Source organism: Sphingomonas sp. Root241, from assembly GCF_001428865.1.
Lineage (GTDB): Bacteria > Pseudomonadota > Alphaproteobacteria > Sphingomonadales > Sphingomonadaceae > Sphingomonas.
Genome location: NZ_LMIV01000001.1, coordinates 1689415 through 1707908, shown reverse-complemented (window position 1 = coordinate 1707908; position 18494 = coordinate 1689415). Strand labels below are relative to the sequence as shown.

The window sequence follows — 18494 nt, the reverse complement described above, 5'->3', positions numbered from 1 at the left end:
CGCTTAGTCTCGTATCGGCTGTGCTTCCACATCTGGCCGTCGGCACGGCGGCGCGTGAATCCGAAAGCGGAAGGAGGGGCGCCAATTAGAACAATTTTCTGAGGGTGACAGTGGCGGTCCGCCCGATCGGATCGAGATAGTCCGGCTGCAAGCGGTTCGGGACAATTCCGTTGCGATCGCGCACCTGCTGACGCGCATCGGTGAGATTGCTGACGTCGAATGCTAGCCGCAATCTGCGTGCCCACTTCTCGCGCGGCAGCAGGCTGCCGAGGCCGATATAGGCGCCTGTGTTGAGCTTGAAGACCGATGAGAAGCGCAGATCCGCCGCGGGATCCGCGCTGCGTATCCGGTTCGGCGCCTGATACCAGGCATTGAATGTCAGGCCCATGCCGCCATGGTTTATCCCGCCATAAGCGTAGCCATAGGTACGGGGCATGCCCCAACCACGGATCGTGTCGCCGCGCAGCAGGTCGAGTTCGGGAGTGCCCGGGCGTAGCTGCAGCCGGTCGCTGAATTTGATGCTGGGCCCGATGCCGGCATAATAATTGGTCAGCACGGGCGCCTTGCCCTTGGCGCCAGGGGAGGCAGGCGGCGCCTTGCCCAGTTTCCCGCTGGCGTTCACCGTCAGGTTCAGCGTGCGCTGGCGCTCGATTCCGAAGTTGATCGGCTGATAGGTGACCGACGCCAGTCGCCCGGCGGGATCGCGGACGAACAGATCCGGCAGGACTGCCTCGGTCTGTGGCGTAATCGCATAGACCGTACCCGTCTGGTTGCGGATCGTCGTTGCTTCATAGGTAGCGGAGAAACGCAATTCGCGTTTGGCGAACGGCTTGACGGAGAGCGTGAGCGAACCGACGAGACGCCGCTCGGGGGCTAGGTCCGGATTACCGCCCAGAATCAGCGTGACGAGCTCGGTGCGACCGTTTCCATAATCGAATACCGGAACGTTCGGGACGCGCGTCACGGGCGTCGATTGCTGCACCATGTCGGGCGCGGCCTCGCTACTCCTGACGGTGGCGAGCAGCTGCACGCCTTCTATGGGTCCCCATGCCATGCCGAACGTCGCGTCGCGCAACGCCCCGTATCCGCTGACGTCGCGCACATTGAGTGAAGCATTCACCGAAAGGTCGCCCATGAAAGGCAACACGTTCTCGCGCCTCGATGCCAGCGGCACGTCGACCGCAAGACCCGCTTCGATACGCGTGCGGCCCAGCCGCAGATCGAACGGGTTGGATCCGCGTGAGGAGGAGGCGGCGGTCGATCGCGCCGCTTCCGCTGTTGCCGTGATCGCCACCCGGCCCGCCGGCAGGCGGATCGGCGTGTTGGTGACCACCGTCTTCGCCCCAGCCGTGCGCGAGCGCAGGCGTGTCCGGTCGATGAGCCGCGCCGTCAGCAGCGCGGCGTCGAGGGGAGCGAAGGGATTGGCACCCGCGGCAATCGCTGTGTTGGCGGCCACAGGATCGACGCCGCGCTCGGCATTGCCATCGGTCTGCTTTTGATCGAACTCGCCGGTGAAGTCCCAACGCCATCCGGAGACCGCGCCTCGCAGGACGGCGCCGGCGTGCAGATCGGTCACTGTCTGGCGTTCGTGCAGTACGCCGGCTTCGATCAGATAGCGGTTGAGTATCACGGGTCTGGCGAAGGGCGAGTAGGGGTTGGTTTCCGGGACGATCAGCTTCACGCCGGCAAGGCCGGCGAGATTCCTGTTCCGGCTTTGCTCGGCGGAAAGGCTGATCGATCCGGAGAGCCCCTCGCCGATCCGATCGGCGATTACCGCTTCCGCCTTGATCGCGTCATTGGCCGGAGCCAGCATCCGATAGGGCCCCAGATCGAACAGGCGCGGGCTGGCGCCGGAGGCATAGGCTGCGAGCGCGCCGCGGTCCGCCGCCGCCTCGGGCACCGGCGCGATCGTGACGGGCCGGCCGGCGGCAGCCGACAGTGCCGGATCGATCTCGCCGCCATTTACCGCGGTGACATTGCCGATCGCATCAAACGCGATGCCGGGGTCGGGCGCGATGTCGCGATCCGACTGGAGCAGGGGATCCGTGCGCCGGTATTCGAGCCCCACCGTCAGCCGCGCTCCGTCGCGCAGCCGGGTCATGCCCAGATTGGCCTTTTCGGTGGCGCTTCCCCACCGGGTAGTAGTGCCGGCGCTCGCTTTGGCTTCGAATTGCCGGAACCGCGCCTTGGTGATGAAGTTCACCACGCGCCGTGTCGGAGGAAATCCGAACTTCAGCGCCGCCTGTTCGGGCAGCACTTCGACCTTCTCGATCGCTTCCGGTGGAAGCGAGCCGATCTCGGCAAAGCCGGACACGCGTTGGGCATTCAGCAGGAAGATCGGATCGGAGCCATCGGCTCCCTGCGTCGTGCCGCGGATCGCCTGCAAGAGCTCGGGTACCGTCGTAGCGCCGGTGGCTGCCACCGCGTCGGCATCGAATTCCGCCACCGGCGCTACGTCGGTCACCGCCGAACCGCGCCTACCGATCACGACGATGTCGGTCCTATCATCCTCGGTTTGTTCACTTGGCGGCAGCGGTGCATCGTCTCGTTGCTGTGCCCACGCCGCGGATCCAAATACGGTAGCGTAGATGGCGACCGAGGAGACCAGTCCGCGTCTGGCCCATGGCCGTTGGGATGCCATTCTTCCGGTCATTGGCCCATCCCCGCAGGTGTTCCGGCGCTGACTATATCGGTTGCGGCCGCTTGACGAGTTCGAAAGTGCGCAACGAAAACGCTCTCATTTACTGTATTTGAACGCGGTTGTTCAGTCATCGTCCACGCCGTCATGAACCGGAAGGGCCGCCGCGCGCCATTCCCCGCCCTGGGCAACAAGTTCGTGTCCGTTAGGCAGTCGGGAGCACTTTGGCTTATCAGTTCGGCAGACCGACGCGAGCCGAAATGGCGATTATCGGCAGCGCGGCGCGGGGAAGTGTATTCCACAGGACCGAGCGTTGCGCGGGCATAGCATCAACTCAGGTTCACGAACGGCCCCTACAGCTACATCGTCTACGGCATGGAAGGAAACGGCCGTACCGGTACCATGCCCGTTTCGGGACTGGTCGTGATGGAAGGCAGAAGCCGGATGCCCTGCGTTCACCAGGCTGAGGTCAGCGCCGCGTTCGATCCAAACGGGCTGCGCCGGTCATCCCCATGGCGAGTACAATCAGTTGTTTGGTGATCGATGCCGAACCGGCTTGGCGAGCGGCTGATCGACTGCGGCGCGTAGCGCGGCCAGATCCAGGCTCCCATTTCCCGACAAGTCGGAGACACCTTCGAAAAGCAAGAATGCAGGATATTGCCAAAACATAAACAATATAACCAAAGTTATACTTGGATAACACCTTATATCTCTAGTTTCGTAATAGATCACATTATTACCGTAAAGCCGTTAACATCCTATTTACTATTGGGTTTACCGGTCGCAGGATTTTCACAGCCCCCGATAGAACTGCGAGTCGTGGACAGGGAGATAATGAATTCGCGGAAAAAATAGGAGTGGACCATGATTCCGACCTTTCGAGCCTCTGCCAGTGCGATCATCGCGCTCGCAGTCTCCGTCGCCCCGATTCCGGCATTTGCCGCGGTCACCCTTGTCGATCCGACGCCGGCGGCCGATCCCGGGCAGGTTGTTCTTCCCGGAATGCAGACCACCTGTGACGCCGCGGCAATGGCGCACGACACCGATGGCGCAGGTGGCGACATCTGGTCCGGCCAGGTGGTGCTCGGCCCGGTGACGCTGGCTGCCGGACCTGTCGAAACGGGCACCCATTCGATCACCGACGCGATTGCCGGCACCCTCGTCGGCGCCGGCACCTTCACCCCGGGGCATGTCGAAATTCTCGGCGACCCGTATCGCAACGGCGGCAGCGTCAACATGTTCGGGATCAAGCAGGCCGTTGGCGGCCATTACAGCGCCAGCACCTATGATTTCATGGGAACGTTCAAGACGACGTACGCCCATGCGTTCAGCTGCGACATCCTCAAGGCGCTCTATCACCCCGCGGTGGACATTTTCCATCCGGCGGTCGGCATCTACGTGATCGCTGGTGACTTCGGCGGTTCCGAGGATGCAGTCCGGGGCAATTGCGCGGCCTTCACCAAGCAAGGCGAAGATCCGCTGAACCTCCCGACCTGGTGGGGCGACCCGTTCCATGGCGGCAGCGACGCCAATCCGCACTGCATGTTCCAAGGCACCGCGGCGTACACGGAGCACCATGATGCCTATAACGATCCGGCGACGCTGCAGGGCAACGAAGCGCAGACTGCGATCAACGTCGACCAGACCAATGCGCTCCGCGCGCATGAGGATGCCGGCGCAGGCTTCGACACCAGCGCGACGCTGATCATCGGTCAGGTCGTGGTCTGCATCTCGCCGAGCAAGTCCGGGACGAAGCTACCGGGTGCCTGGGCCAAGCAGAACGGCTATACCGGCGATAAGTGCACGACCGTCTGGTATAATGGTGGCGCGACTGTCGGGGTTCCGAACCTCAATGACGGCAGCCACAATTGGGTCACGGTCCCGGTGGTCTGATTTTCGCCAGCTTACCGACTTCAAGAGCCTCGCCAGATAACACTAGCGGGGCTTTTGATTCCGGCGGCGGCCAGGGCGGATCGGCTCAGAATACCTTGCGAAGTCCGATCGTGATCACGCGCCCGAGCGGGTTCAACAGATAGGGCTGATACCGTATCGGTGTCAGTCCGTTGCCATCACGAACCCGCTGCTTCGAATCCAGCAAATTGGTCACCGCCAGGGACAAGCGCGCGCCTTTCAGAACAGCGTTGCTCGGCGCCAGCGTGCCAAGATCGGCGAAAAGCCGCATATCCACATTGGTCTGCGCGGAAAAAAACAGGTCGCTTGGCGAGGGCGTTTCGGACGACTTGATCAGCGTTTCGCTGCGCCAGGTACCGTAAAGCTGCATCCCCACGCCCCGACCGGCGAGATTGGCCGAAGCCCGGACGGTGTGCCGAGCCAGGCCTCCGCCATATCCCGTCGCTCCCCCGGCCAGCAAATCGATCTCGGGCAGGCCGAGCTGGGCGCGACGCACGCTGCGGAGGATCCAATTGTGCTCGAGACTGAAATTGAAGCGCGGCCGACCGTCGAAGGAAAAGGCGCCGTCGGAATCGCTGCGCGAGCCGGCCGCGCGTCCCGGACCGGGTTTTCCGAGCGAGCCATGAAAGTCGATCCGCGAATGCAATTGGTCGCTATTGTCGTACGCAAAGGCGACCGGCCGGCTGTCGACGATCGTCAGGACGCCGTTGGCGTCGCGAACGAAGCGATCGGGAAATGCCGTCTGGACCTGCGCGTTGACAGGCGGGAGCGTCGACTGAACATTGGCGGTTCGCCGGCTGGAATATTCGGCGGTCAGGATGAGATTGGCGCTGTCGAAGGGCAGCCAAGTGCCCCCGACTGACCAAATCCTGCGCCGGGCAACGGGCAAACCGGGGTTACCCCCCGTTATATAGCGGACCTGGACCGTCTGTCCGGTGACAAAGTCGAAGATACGGTAATTTTCATAGACGATTTGCGGGTCGCTGAGTGTCTGGGCCGAAGGCGCCAGCCGTTGCATGTCGAACGCGCCGCGGAAATTCAGCGACCTGGCCGGTTGCCACGCCAGGCCGGTGCCGAAATCCTCGACGGTCCCGATCCGGTTGAGCCTGCGGATCGCTCCATTGAGGTCGAGTTCCAGATCGCCGATCGGCGATTTGTCGCCGAGGAGGGGGACCTGAAGGTTGCCGGAAAGTGCCGCTTCGTTTCGCGTAAACCCCGTCGCGTTCGGCACCGACAGGAACTCCCACCGCCCGTCGAGCCGGTCCGTCCGTACCGCCGCCGTCACCGCGGCGCGCATCGCGCCCGCCGGCAATTCCAGCACCCGCCCGGAAAGCGTCGCCCGCAGCGACGCATTGTCGCTGCGCGAACGCGCAAAATTGTACCGGAGCAGTGTCAGGCCGGCAGGCAGCGCTCCGAACGGATCGACCGTGCCGGCGCTGATCGCGGCCTGGAGCGGGGCCGGATCGAAGGCCGCCTGGCTATCGGTCCTGGCGGCAAGGTGTTGCCAGTTTCCGGCAAGGCGCAGGTTCCAGCCGCCGACCGGCGTCGTGAAATCGCCGCCAAGTTCGAGATTGGCGTTGTGGCCCTGCTGGCGCAGCGCGTCGCCAACGTAGCGGGCGATCCTGACATCGCGCGTGAACGGCGAAAACGGCGACCCGCCCGGCAGCGTCAGCGACACGCCCGCAAGGCCCGACTGCGAGTCCGTGCGCACCCATTCCGCGCGCGCGTTGAGCGAGAGCGCCGTCTTCCCCCATTGTCGCGCAATATTGCCGTTCACCGAGAAGATGCGCTTGCCGGCAGCAAGCGTGCGAAAATCGCGAACATCGGTAAAATTGGGTCGGTTGCCATTGGCTGCCAGCGCCCCCAGGGTCGGCGCCGCATTGCCGGCCGGAACCGGTGCGACAATTACCATTTGCCCCGCCAGCGCACTCAACGCCGGATCGATCTCCGCTCCCAGGATCGTCGACGCGAAGATATTGCCGCGACTGTCATAGGGTGCCGTCAATGGCTCGCTGACGATGTCGCGGTCGCCTTCGAACAGCGGATCGACGCGTTCGCTGCGGAAAACCAGGCTGTCGCGATTGCCGCCCTTCAGCCGCAACAAGTTGATCTCGGCTTTGTAGCTGCGCCCCGCACCGGCAGTTGCGAAACTCCCCTCGGCATTTCCGGTGATCTGCCGGTGGTCGTTCTTGAGCACCACATTGATCACCCGCCGGGTCGGACGTTCGCCCAGCCGACCCGCCACGCGTTGCGGCAACACCTGGATCTTGCGAATTGCCTCGGTCGGGAGGTCGTTTATCGTGTTCAGGCCGCTGGTTTCCCGGCCATTGATCAGGACCACGGGGCCTTCACCGGACGCATCGGCTGCGCCGCCCACCTGATCGAGCAGATCGCCGACGCTGTTGGCGCCGTACGCTGCGATATCGCCTTCGTTGAGTTCGTTTTCCGGAGGGACACCCGGCAACAATCCCAGCCGGGGGCCGTAAACGACGATGTCATCGGCAGTCTGCGGCTGCTGATCCTGAGGGCCATCCGTTTCGTCTGCTCTTGCCGGCTGCATGGCCACGAGCCAAAGAGGAAGGCAAATTGTCGTCCTGAAATATCTCTGGCGCCCCATCGCTAAAATCTACCAAATCGTAGATGATTCACAAAGATATATGTTGCCTTCCAGGCAAGCGCAGTCGACGTTACTGGTGTCGTTTCGACACAAATTCCAGAATATCAAACGATGATGAGCGCACGAGATCATATAACTAAGGATATACCCACCACTTAAAGACGAATCGGTGCCAGATGGAATTTGATTACCTGTTCAGTCGATCAAATACAGAATGGGCAACGCCCAAGATGAGCACGCTGGAAAACGACATTTTTGTCGGCGGACAGGGCAGGATGTCCGCAAGACGGAGCAGTGATCGAGAGGCGCGCGGTGCCGTGCCGCAGGCTCGCAGGCCGAAGGTGCTTGAGGACGAGAACGGGCGGCTGAAGCGACCGCTGGCGGATCCCATGTTGATCGGCTGCAGCAGGCGGAGAGGGAATTACGACCGCTATTGGGGCGTTAGCTACCCTTGATGCCGGCCCGCCGAGGACCAGTGCTCACAAGGTCGGCGGGTCAGGTGCCGATCAACACGCCTCGATATGTCGGGTCTTCCAGAGCTCGCCCCGCGCCCATAGCCACACACATCAGCGCATTTTCCGCGACGGTGACCGGAAGCCCGGTTGCCGTCGAGAGCACGCCGTCGAGGTCGGCAAGCAGGCTGCCGCCGCCGGTCATGACGATACCCCGACCATGGATGTCGGATGCCAGTTCAGGCTCTGCCTTTTCGAGCGCGGAAAACGTCGCTTCCACGATCTGCGCGGTCAATTCGGCAAGGAAGTAGGAGATTTCTCCCTGGCTCACCTCGACTTCTGCGGGCATGCCGGTGACCAGGTGACGCCCCCTGACCGTCGTTACCGCGCCAACACCATCTGCCGGCGCCTGGGCGGTTCCGATTTCCATTTTTATCCGTTCAGCCGTGACTTCGCCGATCATCAGGTTGTGCTTGCGCCGGATACCCAACGCTATCGCGTCATCCATTCGATCGCCGCCGACGCGAACGGACGCGCTATAGGCCAGTCCCCGCAGAGAGAGGATCGCGACCTCGGTCGTGCCTCCGCCAATGTCTACGACCATGGCGCCGATCGGCTCGGTTACGGGCAAGCCGGCGCCAATCGCGGCAGCCATGGACTCTTCAATCAGGTACACCTTGCGGGCGCCGGCGTTCGTAGCGGCCTGCTGGATTGCACGCCGCTCCACCTGGGTAGCGCTGCTGGGAATGCTGATGGCGATCTCTGGGCTGCGCGCGAACCTGCGCGATCCGCCGCGGGCCTTGTCGATGAAGTACTTGATCATCTGTTCCGCCACTTCGATGTCCGCGATCACTCCGTCGCGAAGCGGACGGATTGTACGGACATTGTCAGGGGTCTTGCCCAGCATGAGCTTTGCCTCCGCACCGACCGCACGCACGCGGGAGATCCCGTTGATCGTCTCCATCGCCACGACCGAGGGCTCGCTGAGAACGATCCCTTTATCGCGCAGATATACCACCGTGTTTACGGTGCCGAGATCGATCGAAAGGTCGTAGGAGCCGCCAGGAAAAAAGCGAGAAAACCGCATCGAAGTCAATCTGTTGGCGTCGCCAGAGGCTCGGGGTCGAGCGAACTGCATATCGACCGCGTGAAAACATTCGGTGGGCTCGCACCGAAGGCTGGTCAACCCGGTTAGCGGTTGCCCGAGTTGCGAGGGCGCTCACTTGAGGTGTATTCCATCCTCCAATTGGCCGAGACGGCGAGGTTCGTCGCGGTGGAACGTGCCGGCGAGCGCACCGAGGCCCGCCGGATCGTCGGTCGGCTCCGAGCTGCTAGGGACGTCGGGAGCCAAGCTGCTGGATCAGCCCACTCCAGGGCTCGACGACTCCATTATCGGTATTCCCGAGCAAAACCAACGTCAGATCCTCGTCGAGATAATGGGTGAGCATCGCATTGAACCCATTGATGCCGCCGCTGTGATTGGCTGTGGGACGCCCGTAAAAGGTCGTCATCTCCCAGCCCAGGCCGTAATTGTCATCGGTCGCGAATGCAGGGGGCTTGCCCGGATCGAACCCCGGGGGCCACCAGCGGGCGTCGCCCACCAGTGTGCCGCCGGTCACTGTTGCAGGCTTCGTCATTTCCGCGACCGAGGCTGGCGATACGACTCGTCCGCCGAAGAAGGCGGCCGACCAGCGGAGCATGTCGGTGGCTGAAGAGCGTATCGCCCCGGCAGACAAGGGTAGCCGGTCCATATAATCGGCGTGTCGGAATGTACCCGGCTTGCCGTCAATCAGAGAATAGCCGTCCGCGCGTCGGACGGCGACGTCGAGAGGGGCATCGACCTCGGTCGCGGTCATCCCGCAAGGCAGGAAGATGCGGTCCTTCAGGAATTTCGCATAGGTCGTCCCGGAGGCTTTCTCGATCGCGCCTGCCAGCAGGACGTAGCCGCCATTGCTGTAATTGTATCGGGTACCGGGTGGGAAGTCGTATAGCGGCTTCATCTCGAGGACTCCCCGAGCGAACTCGTCCGCTGTCGACCATTTTCCATACGACGCCGGATACCCGCCTTGGGAATAGTCATGCAGCCCCGCCGTATGGGACAGGAGGTGCCGCAGCGTGATGTCGCGTGCCCCCGGTATATCCGGGTAAAAATCGGCGAGTGTCTGATCGAGGCGCAGCTTGCCCTTTTCCTTCTGCATCATCACGGCGGCTGCGGTGAAGGTCTTGGTGATCGAGGCGATGCGAAAGACGCTGTTCTCGTCCGCGGGTGCGCGCGTCTCGAGGTTTGCGAAGCCATAGCCGCGCAGAAAGAGGGGGCCGTGCTTGTCGCCGATTCCGATAGCGAGACCGGCCACAGTTCCTTTCTCGACCGCGTTATGGGCAATGGAATCGATCACTTTCCCCCAATTCCGGGATCGGGGTGCTGCCAGTACCGGAGCGGAGAGCGTAGCCGCGCCGAATCCGATCGATCGGACGGCTTGCCGCCGCGTCATTGTCATTTTCCCGGCTCCTGTTTGGAAGCAGCGCATCGAAAGCGCGACAGCCTGATTCTGTGTGCATCGCATCTGATTGGATCGCCTGCGTTTCGATTCATGGCAAGCACCTCCGTAGAGGCCGCGGAAGCGCCTTAGCTTTACCGCTCGCAAGCAGTCGCCCGATTTTACCGTCCAGACTTCTGGCGCAGCCGCTCTGAGAGAGATCAATGTGGCCGCCAAATGCGCGTCGTCGACGCGAACAGGCCTATAATGAATTTAGACGCCTTTGCCCGATATTGCCTTCGCCTTGGGCAGGCAGCCCATTGGCTTTTGGCAATCCGCATTCCTCTGATCATGTGCGCGGTTCGATGTTCCACTCTCCAGCTACCCAAATCGCAGGATCGAGACGCCGCTTCATCGCTTTCGTTGCGTTACCCACCGTCTGTCTCGCTGCCGCACTTGTTCTGTTCGGCCTGTGGAGCTTGTGGACTACGGCAGAAAGGAGCGACCAGGCGACCCGCGACAGACAAGAGCGCGAAGTTCGTCTCGCCATTGGGGCGACACTCGACGAGCTTGCGCAAAGCCAGGCCGGTGTGGCGATCTGGGACCCGGCCGTCGTGGAACTCGGCAAGCAGAAACCCGATCTGGACTGGCTCGATCAGAATGTGGGCACATGGCTGAACTATGTTTTCAATCACGAGCTGGACGTCATCCTCGACGGCAGCAATCGCCCCGTCTACGCAATGGAAAACGGCGTTCGGGCGAAGCTCGAGACGTTTGCCTCGATCGAGGCGGGCGTGCGCCCGCTCATCGATGCCGTGCGAGGCGAGAGTACCGGCCCCGCCAATCCGCATGAACGTCTTCCCAACCGAAAGCCGCATCCGGATAGCACAGTGCGGACTTCTCCCACCGCAGTGCATGCCACCGATCTGGTCGACATCCGGGGAAAGGCCGCGGTCGCAAGCGTCATGCGCATGGTGCCCGATTCCCACAAACCCAAAGCGGCGGCGGGATCGGAACCGCTGCTTGTCAGCATTCGCTACCTGAACACCAGCCTCATGCATGACCTGCAACGCGTGCGTGGAATCGCAGGTGCCCGGTTCACCAGGACAGTGGCCGACGGCGCGTCCGGTGAATACAGCGTGCCCCTGTCCTCATTTCGCGGCCGGCGCATCGGCTATTTCACCTGGCGGCCCGAAATGCCCGGCAAGGCCATTCTTGGCTCCGTGCTGCTTCAGGGCGGAGTCGCGCTCCTCGCTCTGCTCGTGCTGCTGGCCGCGCTGATCGCCGGCATCGGCCGGCTCATGTCCAGAGATGCGAGATCGATCGCGGTGCTGGAAGAAGCGCGCCTGCAACTTCAGGCGAAAGAGTCGCAGGCCCAGTATCTGGCGCACCACGACCCGCTCACCGCGCTTCCGAACCGGGCCTCGTTCAGCAAGTTCGTCGAGGAATCGATCGCCGACCTGGGAGCGGAGCGGCAGCTTGGTGTAATGCTGATTGATCTCGATCGCTTCAAGAACGTCAACGATACGCTCGGCCACCTGGCCGGCGACAGGTTGATTCAGGCTGTCGCGGCGCGGCTCGTGAACTGCGTGGGCGCCAACAACGTCGTGGCTCGCCTCGGCGGTGACGAATTCGCCGTATGCATCACCGACTGCAGCGGTACCGAGCAACTAGCCGGGGTCGCCGAAGCGGCGCTGGCCGAATTGCGAGGTCCGTTCGAGATAATGGGATCCGTAGTGCACGTCGGCGGCAGTATCGGGATCGCGATCTGCCCGGCGCAGGGGACCGACAAGACGGAGCTGCTCCGAATGGCCGACATCGCGATGTATAGGGCCAAGGGGAGCGGTCGCGACGGCTGGCGCTTCTTCAGTCCCGAGATGGATGAGAGCATTGCCAACCGGCGTGTCATCGAAGACGATCTGAGAGCCGCGTTGCGCTCCGGTGACGAATTGTTCGTGGCGTACCAGCCAAAGCTTGACGCATCCGGCGCGCAGATCGTCGGGCTCGAGGCGCTGGTAAGGTGGCGGCATCCCACCCGTGGCGAACTGGCGCCTGACGCATTCATTCCGGTGGCCGAGGATTGCGGCCTGATAGATCTGATCGGTAACTGGGTGCTCGGCGAGGCGTGCCGCGTGGCGCTAAATTGGCCAGAACTGTCGATGGCCGTGAACATCTCGCCGGTGCAGTTCCGGACGCCTGGCGTGGCGCAGTCGATCAGTTCGATCGTGCGCGAGGCGGACATCGATCCCCGCCGGATCGAGCTTGAGGTGACGGAGAGTATCCTCGTCGAAGACGACGAGCTTGTGAAAGCCGCGCTCCGGGAACTGCGCGCGGAAGGCTTCCGTATCGCGCTCGACGATTTCGGAACCGGTTATTCCAGTCTCAGCTACCTGAAGAAGTTCAAGGTCGACAGGATCAAGATCGACAAGAGCTTCGTGAAGCGGCTCGGGCAGGATCCCGAGGCGATCGCCATCGTGCAGGCCGTGATCGCTCTCGGGCATGCCATGGCGCTTTCCGTCACCGCGGAAGGCGTGGAAACCGAGGAACAGGGATGCTTGCTCCAGGTCGCAGGCTGCAATGAGCTGCAGGGGTTCCTGTTCTCCAAGGCGCTGCTCGAGAGCGAACTGCATGCGTTGTTGAACCATGCGTTCACCCCGCTGGCCTCCGGGCACCGGGCACGATCGGCGTCGGCCTGAGCCTCCAAATCCGGATGGCCCTTTGGAACACCACTCGCAATCGACAACGCTCGCGGGGATGCGCGTACGCAAAAGGATTGAGGTCGCCGAGCGCGGAACCCAATTAATAGATTGCAGGCGAGTCGCTGGCGGGAAAACTCTCGTCCAGCGCCTCGTCGAGGGCGCGGTCTTGCGCTTCGGCAGCCACGCCGGTGGGAGATCGGCGGGCCAGCCACAGTGCCAGGTTCCTTGCATAATGACGGATCGATCGCTGGGCCTCGGGCGAATGCGCCAGCGCGTGGCCCGGCTTCTCGCCGACAAAGCTGGGGCAGCCGCGCGATGGGTCCCAATTGTAATCGGTGAAGTGGTGGAAGGTCGATTCCGCCAGTGCGGGGCCGCCGGCGGCCGATGGTTCGAACGCCACGGCGATGTTGAAGGCGCGACCGGTCACCTTGCTGGTGCCCGTGGCGATCACCCGGGCGGAGGAGTCCGTGGGTGGCGCGCCGACCGCTCCTTCATGCGGATGCGAAGGCAGGTAGCGGATCAATCCGCCGGGCGCTTCGGGATCGCGCAGCACGCGATGCGGTTCGCCGACGATGTGGATCTCCTGGAAATCGCCGTTCGCGCCGGAATGATAGTTCGGCCAGAGGATATAACCGGTCTCCCGGTCATCGATGACGCGGCGCGCTTCGTCCGGCTCCGGTTTCTTGCTGTGGAAGAAATGCGCTTCGCCCACGCCGCCGAGCGTGCAGACTCAGTTCGGCAAGATAGTCGCGCAGCATCGAGAAGCGACCGATATTCCAGTCGTCTTCGATTCCCGGAATCGTCGTCTGGAGCAGGATACGGATCGGCGGCGACATTCATTCCTCCTGAGCACTGGAAGAGCCGGACAGGTGGGACGCTCGACTGCCACTTCGTTGGCCGCAGGGTGAAATCGGAAAAACCCCTGCGTTCATCATCCCTGTCGCGTCCGATTAACACGGCTCCCCAAGCTGCTCCAATACTTCGACCGGAGCCTCGACCCGCCTTGTGACGGGTTTGCGCGGCGACCGCATCTGGCCAGGGGAGGGGAGCGGCTAAAACCTTGGAAGGGGCGGGGCTGAACCAAGGAACAGGTGACGCACATGGGCCCTCATGACCACCTCCGGGTAGACGCAATTCAGGAGGAACATATGGTATTGCTCACCGGCAAGACGGCGATGATCACGGGCGGCACCAGCGGCATCGGCTTCGCGATCGCAAAGCTGTTTGCGGTGGAGGGCGCCCGGGTGATCGTCTCCGGGCGCCGTGAAGACGCGGCGAAGGAAGCGGTACGACGGATCGGGGCCGGGGCTTCGCACGTCCTGGGCGATGTCGCCGATCCGGAATTCCACGCCCGGGCCGCCGACGAGATCGCCGAGCGGTTCGGCGTGCTCGACATTTATATCGCCAATGCCGGAATCAACACGATCCGCCATTCCGGGGAGGTGCCCGAGGCGGAATATGATGCGCAGTTCGCGACCAATACGCGCGGCGTGTTCATTGGCGTACAGAAGATCGCGCCGATCCTGCGCGATCGGGGTGCTATCGTGATCACCGGCTCGTTGGCCAGCGAGAAGGTGCTCGACGGCCATGCCGTCTATGCCGGCTCCAAGGCGGCGATCGGGGCCTTCGCACGCAGCTGGGCGCTCGAGCTCAAGGACCGCGGCATCCGCGTCAATGTGCTGAGCCCGGGACCGACCGATACCGAGATACTCGGCAAGCTCGGCGTCACGCCCGAACAGCGCCCGGCTTTCGAGGCGCAGATGGCGGCGGCGATCCCGCTCGGGCGGCTCGGGCGGCCGGAGGAGCTGGCCAGCGCGGCGCTGTTCCTGGCGTCTGACATGAGCAGCTTCATCACCGGCGTGAACCTGCGCGTCGATGGCGGGATGGCGCTCCTTTAGAGCTCGATGATCCCCCGCCGCGCGGCGACCGTCACCGCATGGGTGCGGTCGCTGACGTCGAGCTTGGCGAATATGTTCTTGAGATGCGCCTTCACTGTCTCTTCCGAGAGCGACATCGCATTCCCGATCTCCTTGTTCGCCTTGCCTTCGGCGACGAGGCGCAGCACTGCGATTTCGCGTCCGCTCAGATTGTCCTCGCCGACGTGCAGCGCGATCTCGGCGGCGACGTCGCCGTGCACGTGGCGGCGTCCGCGATGGACGTTGTGGATCGCGTCGAGCATCTCGGTTCGCAGGCTGCTCTTGAGCAGATAGCCGGTCGCCCCCGCCTTGAGCGCGCGTACTGCCTGCACATCGCCGGCATAGGTGGTGAGAACCAGGATGCGCGCATCGGGAAAATCACCGCGGATCGCGGTGATCGCATCGACACCGTTCATCACCGGCATCTGCAGGTCCATCAGCGTCACGTCGGGCCGCAGCTCGCGGTAGCGCGCGACTGCCTCCGCGCCGTCACGCGCCTCGCCGATCAAGATCATGTCGGTGCGGTCCTCGAGGATCGAAGCGACGCCTTCGCGCAACACCGGGTGATCGTCGACGATCAGGATGCGGATGGGCGAGGCGCCCTTATCAGGCGGCATGGCTCGGTTCTTTCCTGTTGCGGAGAAGTCGGGAGAAAAGCCGCCGGCGCCGGCCGGGCGCGTGGTCGGCGAAGGCGAGACGGGCAGGCAGGGTCAGGGTAACCGCGCAGCCCATGCCCGGGCGGCTGTCGATCGAGAAGCTGCATCCGATCCGTTCGGCACGCTCGCGCATCCCGACCAGACCGAAATGGCCGGGCTTGTGACCCTGGGCGGCGACTTCGGGCGGCATGCCCACGCCGTCGTCGCGGATCTCCACGCCGAGCTGGCGAGTGCCGAAGCGGACGACGATCTCGACCGCATTGGCATTGGCGTGGCGGCAGACGTTGAACAGTGCCTCGTCGACGATCCGCCCGAGTTCGACCGCGACGAGCGGATCGACCGGGCGCTGACGGCCTTCGACCACGATGCGCACCCCGATCGCGGGATCGAAGCCGGCCGCCACCGCGCGCTCCTTGAGCAATTCGGGCAGGTCCCCCTTGTCGCCGGCGCCGCGCAGGTCCTGTACGCGGTTGCGGCCCTCGGCGATGATGTCGTCGGCGCGCGCGAGCGCGGATTCGAGCTGGCCGCGCGCCGGCCCCTCAGGCGGCATCTTGTTGGCGACCGACTGGAAGCGGAGCACCAGGCCCTGCACGCTTTGCAGCAAGGTATCGTGCAACTCGCGGGCGATGCGCTCGCGCTCGCCCAGCCGTTCCTCCAGCCGCGTCCGGATGCGGCCGGCGACCTGCGCCATGCGCAGCCGATAGGCGAGCCAGAGCAGCGCCAGCACGAACGCCGCGCACAAAGCGAGGAACCATTTCGATTGGAAGAAGGTGGGCGGAATGGTGAACTCGACCGTGGCGCCGGCCTCGTTCCACACCCCATTGTTGTTCGCCGCGATCAGCCGGAAGCGATAGGTGCCGGGAGCGAGGTTGGTGTAGAAGGCCTGGCGCCGCGTGCCGGCTTCCACCCAGTCGGTGTCCTGCCCCTCGATCCGGTAGCGGACCTGGGCGGCGCGCGGATTGGAGAAGCTCAGCACCGCGAAGTCGAACTGGATGTTCGAGCGGCCAGCGGGGAGCGTCACGCTGACCGGGTCGCGATAGACCCGGTCCGCGACGAGCGCGCCGACCGCGACCTTGGGCGCGGTCATACTGCGCTTCACGTCCCTGGGATCGAGCCACAGGGTGCCCGTCTGGGTGGCGATCCAGAGCCGTCCGTCGCCACCCTGCACGATCGCGTTGCGACTGTGCGAATGGGGGCGGCTCCGGAGACCGTCTGCCGCGTCGAACACCTGCATGGGCGGCGTCCAGGCCGGTTCGGCAAAGGCGCGGTCGAGATCGGCCGAACGCAAGCGCAAAATCCCTGTCGGGCTGGCGAGCCAGGTGTCGCCGGTGGCGGTGCGAACCGTGCCGTTGACGCCGCTGAACTGCGGCAACCTCCGCGCAGTGACTGTGCGAAACCCCATGCCATCGAAGCGGGAGAGACCAAATTCCCCGCCGACTAGGAGGGCGTTGGGAATATCGCGGTTGAGCGAGATGTCGTCGGGCGCATATCCGCCGAACGGTATTGGAAAGGATTGCCGGGTGAGCCCGTCGAGCCGGCTCAGCACGCGATCGCTCCAATGTACGACGATCCGCCCCTGATCGTCGGCTATCATCGAACGCGGCGCGAATGGCTGCCCCGGCGCGCCGGCAATCCGCTGCCAGCGGCCCTGATGCAGCCGCGCCATGCCACCCAGCCAGGCGGTTACCCAGAAATCGCCCCGCCCGTCGAAGGCGCAGTCGTACACGACATAATCGAGCGGGACGCGCGGGCCGGGGCGGATGCTGCCATTCCGCCAGATCATGATCGGCTTGCCCGGGTTCGGACCGTTCGCGTTTCCGTTGTTCAGGCCGATCCAGATCGCGCCATCGGGCGCCTCGCACAGCGTACGCGGTTCGTTGCCCGGGCTCCGGAAGATCGGCTCGGGTCGCGCGTTTGGCCGCACGCGATAGACAGTCGCGGCTTCCCCGATATAGACGGTGCCGTCGGATGCACGCAGCAACAGGTCGCCATATGCGGCGGGCTGGGCAAGCCCGGGTTCGTTGCGCAGAGTCGCCGGCCAGAACCGGTCGAGCCCGTTCTGGGTGCCGGCCCAGACATTGCCTTCCGCGTCCTGAAAGACCCGGGTCGTGGCGTTGGACGATAACCCGTCGCGCGCGGTGAAACGCTCCACCCGCGCAGCGGCCTCGGCCCTGGTCGCGGCGCCGCGTGGGTCGGGCCGGGTGACGCGTTGCAGCCCGCCATAATAAGTGGCGATCCACAGATTTCCTTCTCGATCGAAGCGCGGCCAGCCGCGGATTTCTCCGGCGTCGGTGGCGTAGGGATGGCGAAGCGGCGGCGGTGCGCCCTGTGCGCCGGGGCCGGTCAGCGGATAGCTCCCGCGCACGTCGCTGATCCAGACGCGCCCTTGCCGATCCAGCGACAATCGCCCTTGGGCACCCGGATCGTGACGGACGAAATCGAGCCTGCCGGCGCCGGGACGTAGCCTTGCCACCTTGCCGGACAGCGCGAAACTGACCCAGGCAGTCCCGTCCGCGCTGACGACCATGCTGAACGGATTGTCGAGCGGTGCGCCGGCTTCGGTGCCGAACGAAGCCCAGCGACCGGCCCGGTATCGCAGCAGGGGCAATCCAATCTTTTCGGTCAGCACCCAGATCGTACCGTCGGCAGTCTCGTGCATCGCGAGCACACGATCGGGCGAAGGCGGTGCATCGAGGAGGCGCAGCCGGCCGTCGCGATAGACGGCGAAGCGGCCGGTGCGCTCGAAATTGGTCCAGACATCGCCGTTACGCCGGACGAGGATCGCCGAAGGCGCGCCTTGGGCGACAAAGTCGATGCCGGCACCCACCGGCTCGAAGCGGATGCCGTCGAAGCGGAAAAGCCCCGTGGCGGCGGCGATCCACAGATAGCCGCGCTGGTCCTGCGCCAGCGCGAACACCGGGCGAGGCGCGTCGCTCTCCTCGCTCCAGCGCTGGTGGGTGTAATGCGCCATCAGGCGCGGGGAATTCGTATCAGGGCTGGCCGCCGCCATGGCGGCCGGCTGCAGCAGCATCGCGGCGGCGAGGAGGACCCTGATCAGTTGCATTGTCGTTCCAGCAACTCCCCCGGGGTTCCCGCCTGAGCCTAATCCGAAGCAACCCGGCCTTCGC

Annotated in this window: 11 protein-coding genes; 3 read left to right on the top strand and 8 right to left on the bottom strand. The window is 64.0% G+C overall.

What is annotated here, in order from left to right; translation table 11 throughout:
• Positions 1 to 85 precede the first annotated feature (85 nt).
• Positions 86 to 2488, bottom strand: a complete 2403-nt coding sequence (locus tag ASE13_RS07930; RefSeq protein WP_162254676.1) for a TonB-dependent receptor — start codon at positions 2486 to 2488, stop codon at positions 86 to 88.
• A gap of 1014 nt (positions 2489 to 3502) precedes the next feature.
• On the opposite strand from ASE13_RS07930, the gene ASE13_RS07925 reads away from it, so the two are divergent.
• Positions 3503 to 4531 (top strand): hypothetical protein, encoded by a 1029-nt coding sequence (locus ASE13_RS07925; RefSeq protein WP_056613296.1) that lies wholly within the window; start codon positions 3503 to 3505, stop codon positions 4529 to 4531.
• Between the two features lie 85 nt (positions 4532 to 4616).
• Here ASE13_RS07925 and ASE13_RS07920 read toward each other — a convergent pair whose 3' ends face one another.
• The 3 genes from ASE13_RS07920 to ASE13_RS07910 form a co-directional block, all read right to left on the bottom strand.
• The gene (locus ASE13_RS07920) at positions 4617 to 7115 is read right to left on the bottom strand and encodes a hypothetical protein (RefSeq protein WP_156404781.1); all 2499 of its coding nucleotides are present in this window, start codon (positions 7113 to 7115) and stop codon (positions 4617 to 4619) included.
• A 546-nt stretch (positions 7116 to 7661) separates the two neighbouring features.
• Positions 7662 to 8705 carry a rod shape-determining protein gene (locus tag ASE13_RS07915; protein WP_056613292.1) on the bottom strand — a complete coding sequence of 348 codons (1044 nt, stop codon included), beginning with the start codon at positions 8703 to 8705 and terminating at the stop codon, positions 7662 to 7664.
• Positions 8706 to 8949: 244 nt separating this feature from the next.
• A complete protein-coding gene (locus tag ASE13_RS07910) occupies positions 8950 to 10014 on the bottom strand; it encodes a serine hydrolase domain-containing protein (RefSeq protein WP_162254675.1) in 1065 nt (354 codons plus the stop codon).
• Between the two features lie 401 nt (positions 10015 to 10415).
• Between ASE13_RS07910 and ASE13_RS07905 the strand changes: the two genes are divergently transcribed.
• A complete protein-coding gene (locus ASE13_RS07905; RefSeq protein WP_162254674.1) occupies positions 10416 to 12791 on the top strand; it encodes a putative bifunctional diguanylate cyclase/phosphodiesterase in 2376 nt (791 codons plus the stop codon).
• Positions 12792 to 12894: 103 nt separating this feature from the next.
• Here ASE13_RS07905 and ASE13_RS07900 read toward each other — a convergent pair whose 3' ends face one another.
• Positions 12895 to 13506, bottom strand: a complete 612-nt coding sequence (locus ASE13_RS07900; RefSeq protein ID WP_056613287.1) for a hypothetical protein — start codon at positions 13504 to 13506, stop codon at positions 12895 to 12897.
• Positions 13439 to 13630: a hypothetical protein gene (locus ASE13_RS20150; RefSeq protein ID WP_200955588.1), complete on the bottom strand. Its 192-nt coding sequence runs from the start codon at positions 13628 to 13630 to the stop codon at positions 13439 to 13441. Before ASE13_RS20150 ends, ASE13_RS07900 begins: the two co-directional genes overlap by 68 nt.
• A 312-nt stretch (positions 13631 to 13942) precedes the next feature.
• On the opposite strand from ASE13_RS20150, the gene ASE13_RS07895 reads away from it, so the two are divergent.
• Positions 13943 to 14692 (top strand): SDR family NAD(P)-dependent oxidoreductase, encoded by a 750-nt coding sequence (locus ASE13_RS07895; protein WP_056613285.1) that lies wholly within the window; start codon positions 13943 to 13945, stop codon positions 14690 to 14692.
• On the opposite strand, the gene ASE13_RS07890 is transcribed toward ASE13_RS07895, so the two are convergent.
• Positions 14689 to 15327, bottom strand: a complete 639-nt coding sequence (locus tag ASE13_RS07890) for a response regulator transcription factor (RefSeq protein WP_056613283.1) — start codon at positions 15325 to 15327, stop codon at positions 14689 to 14691. The two genes, ASE13_RS07895 and ASE13_RS07890, sit on opposite strands and share 4 nt — an antisense overlap.
• On the bottom strand, positions 15317 to 18430 hold the full coding sequence (locus ASE13_RS07885) for a sensor histidine kinase (RefSeq protein ID WP_056613281.1): 3114 nt from the start codon (positions 18428 to 18430) through the stop codon (positions 15317 to 15319). The genes ASE13_RS07890 and ASE13_RS07885 overlap by 11 nt, the downstream gene beginning before the upstream one ends.
• Positions 18431 to 18494: the final 64 nt, after the last annotated feature.

Coding starts and splice junctions, on each gene's coding strand:
- ASE13_RS07895 (WP_056613285.1), top strand. CDS start 13,943: ATGGTATTGCTCACCGGCAAGACGGCGATGATCACGGGCGGCACCAGC.
- ASE13_RS07890 (WP_056613283.1), bottom strand. CDS start 15,327: ATGCCGCCTGATAAGGGCGCCTCGCCCATCCGCATCCTGATCGTCGAC.
- ASE13_RS07925 (WP_056613296.1), top strand. CDS start 3,503: ATGATTCCGACCTTTCGAGCCTCTGCCAGTGCGATCATCGCGCTCGCA.
- ASE13_RS07915 (WP_056613292.1), bottom strand. CDS start 8,705: ATGCGGTTTTCTCGCTTTTTTCCTGGCGGCTCCTACGACCTTTCGATC.
- ASE13_RS07885 (WP_056613281.1), bottom strand. CDS start 18,430: ATGCAACTGATCAGGGTCCTCCTCGCCGCCGCGATGCTGCTGCAGCCG.
- ASE13_RS20150 (WP_200955588.1), bottom strand. CDS start 13,630: ATGTCGCCGCCGATCCGTATCCTGCTCCAGACGACGATTCCGGGAATC.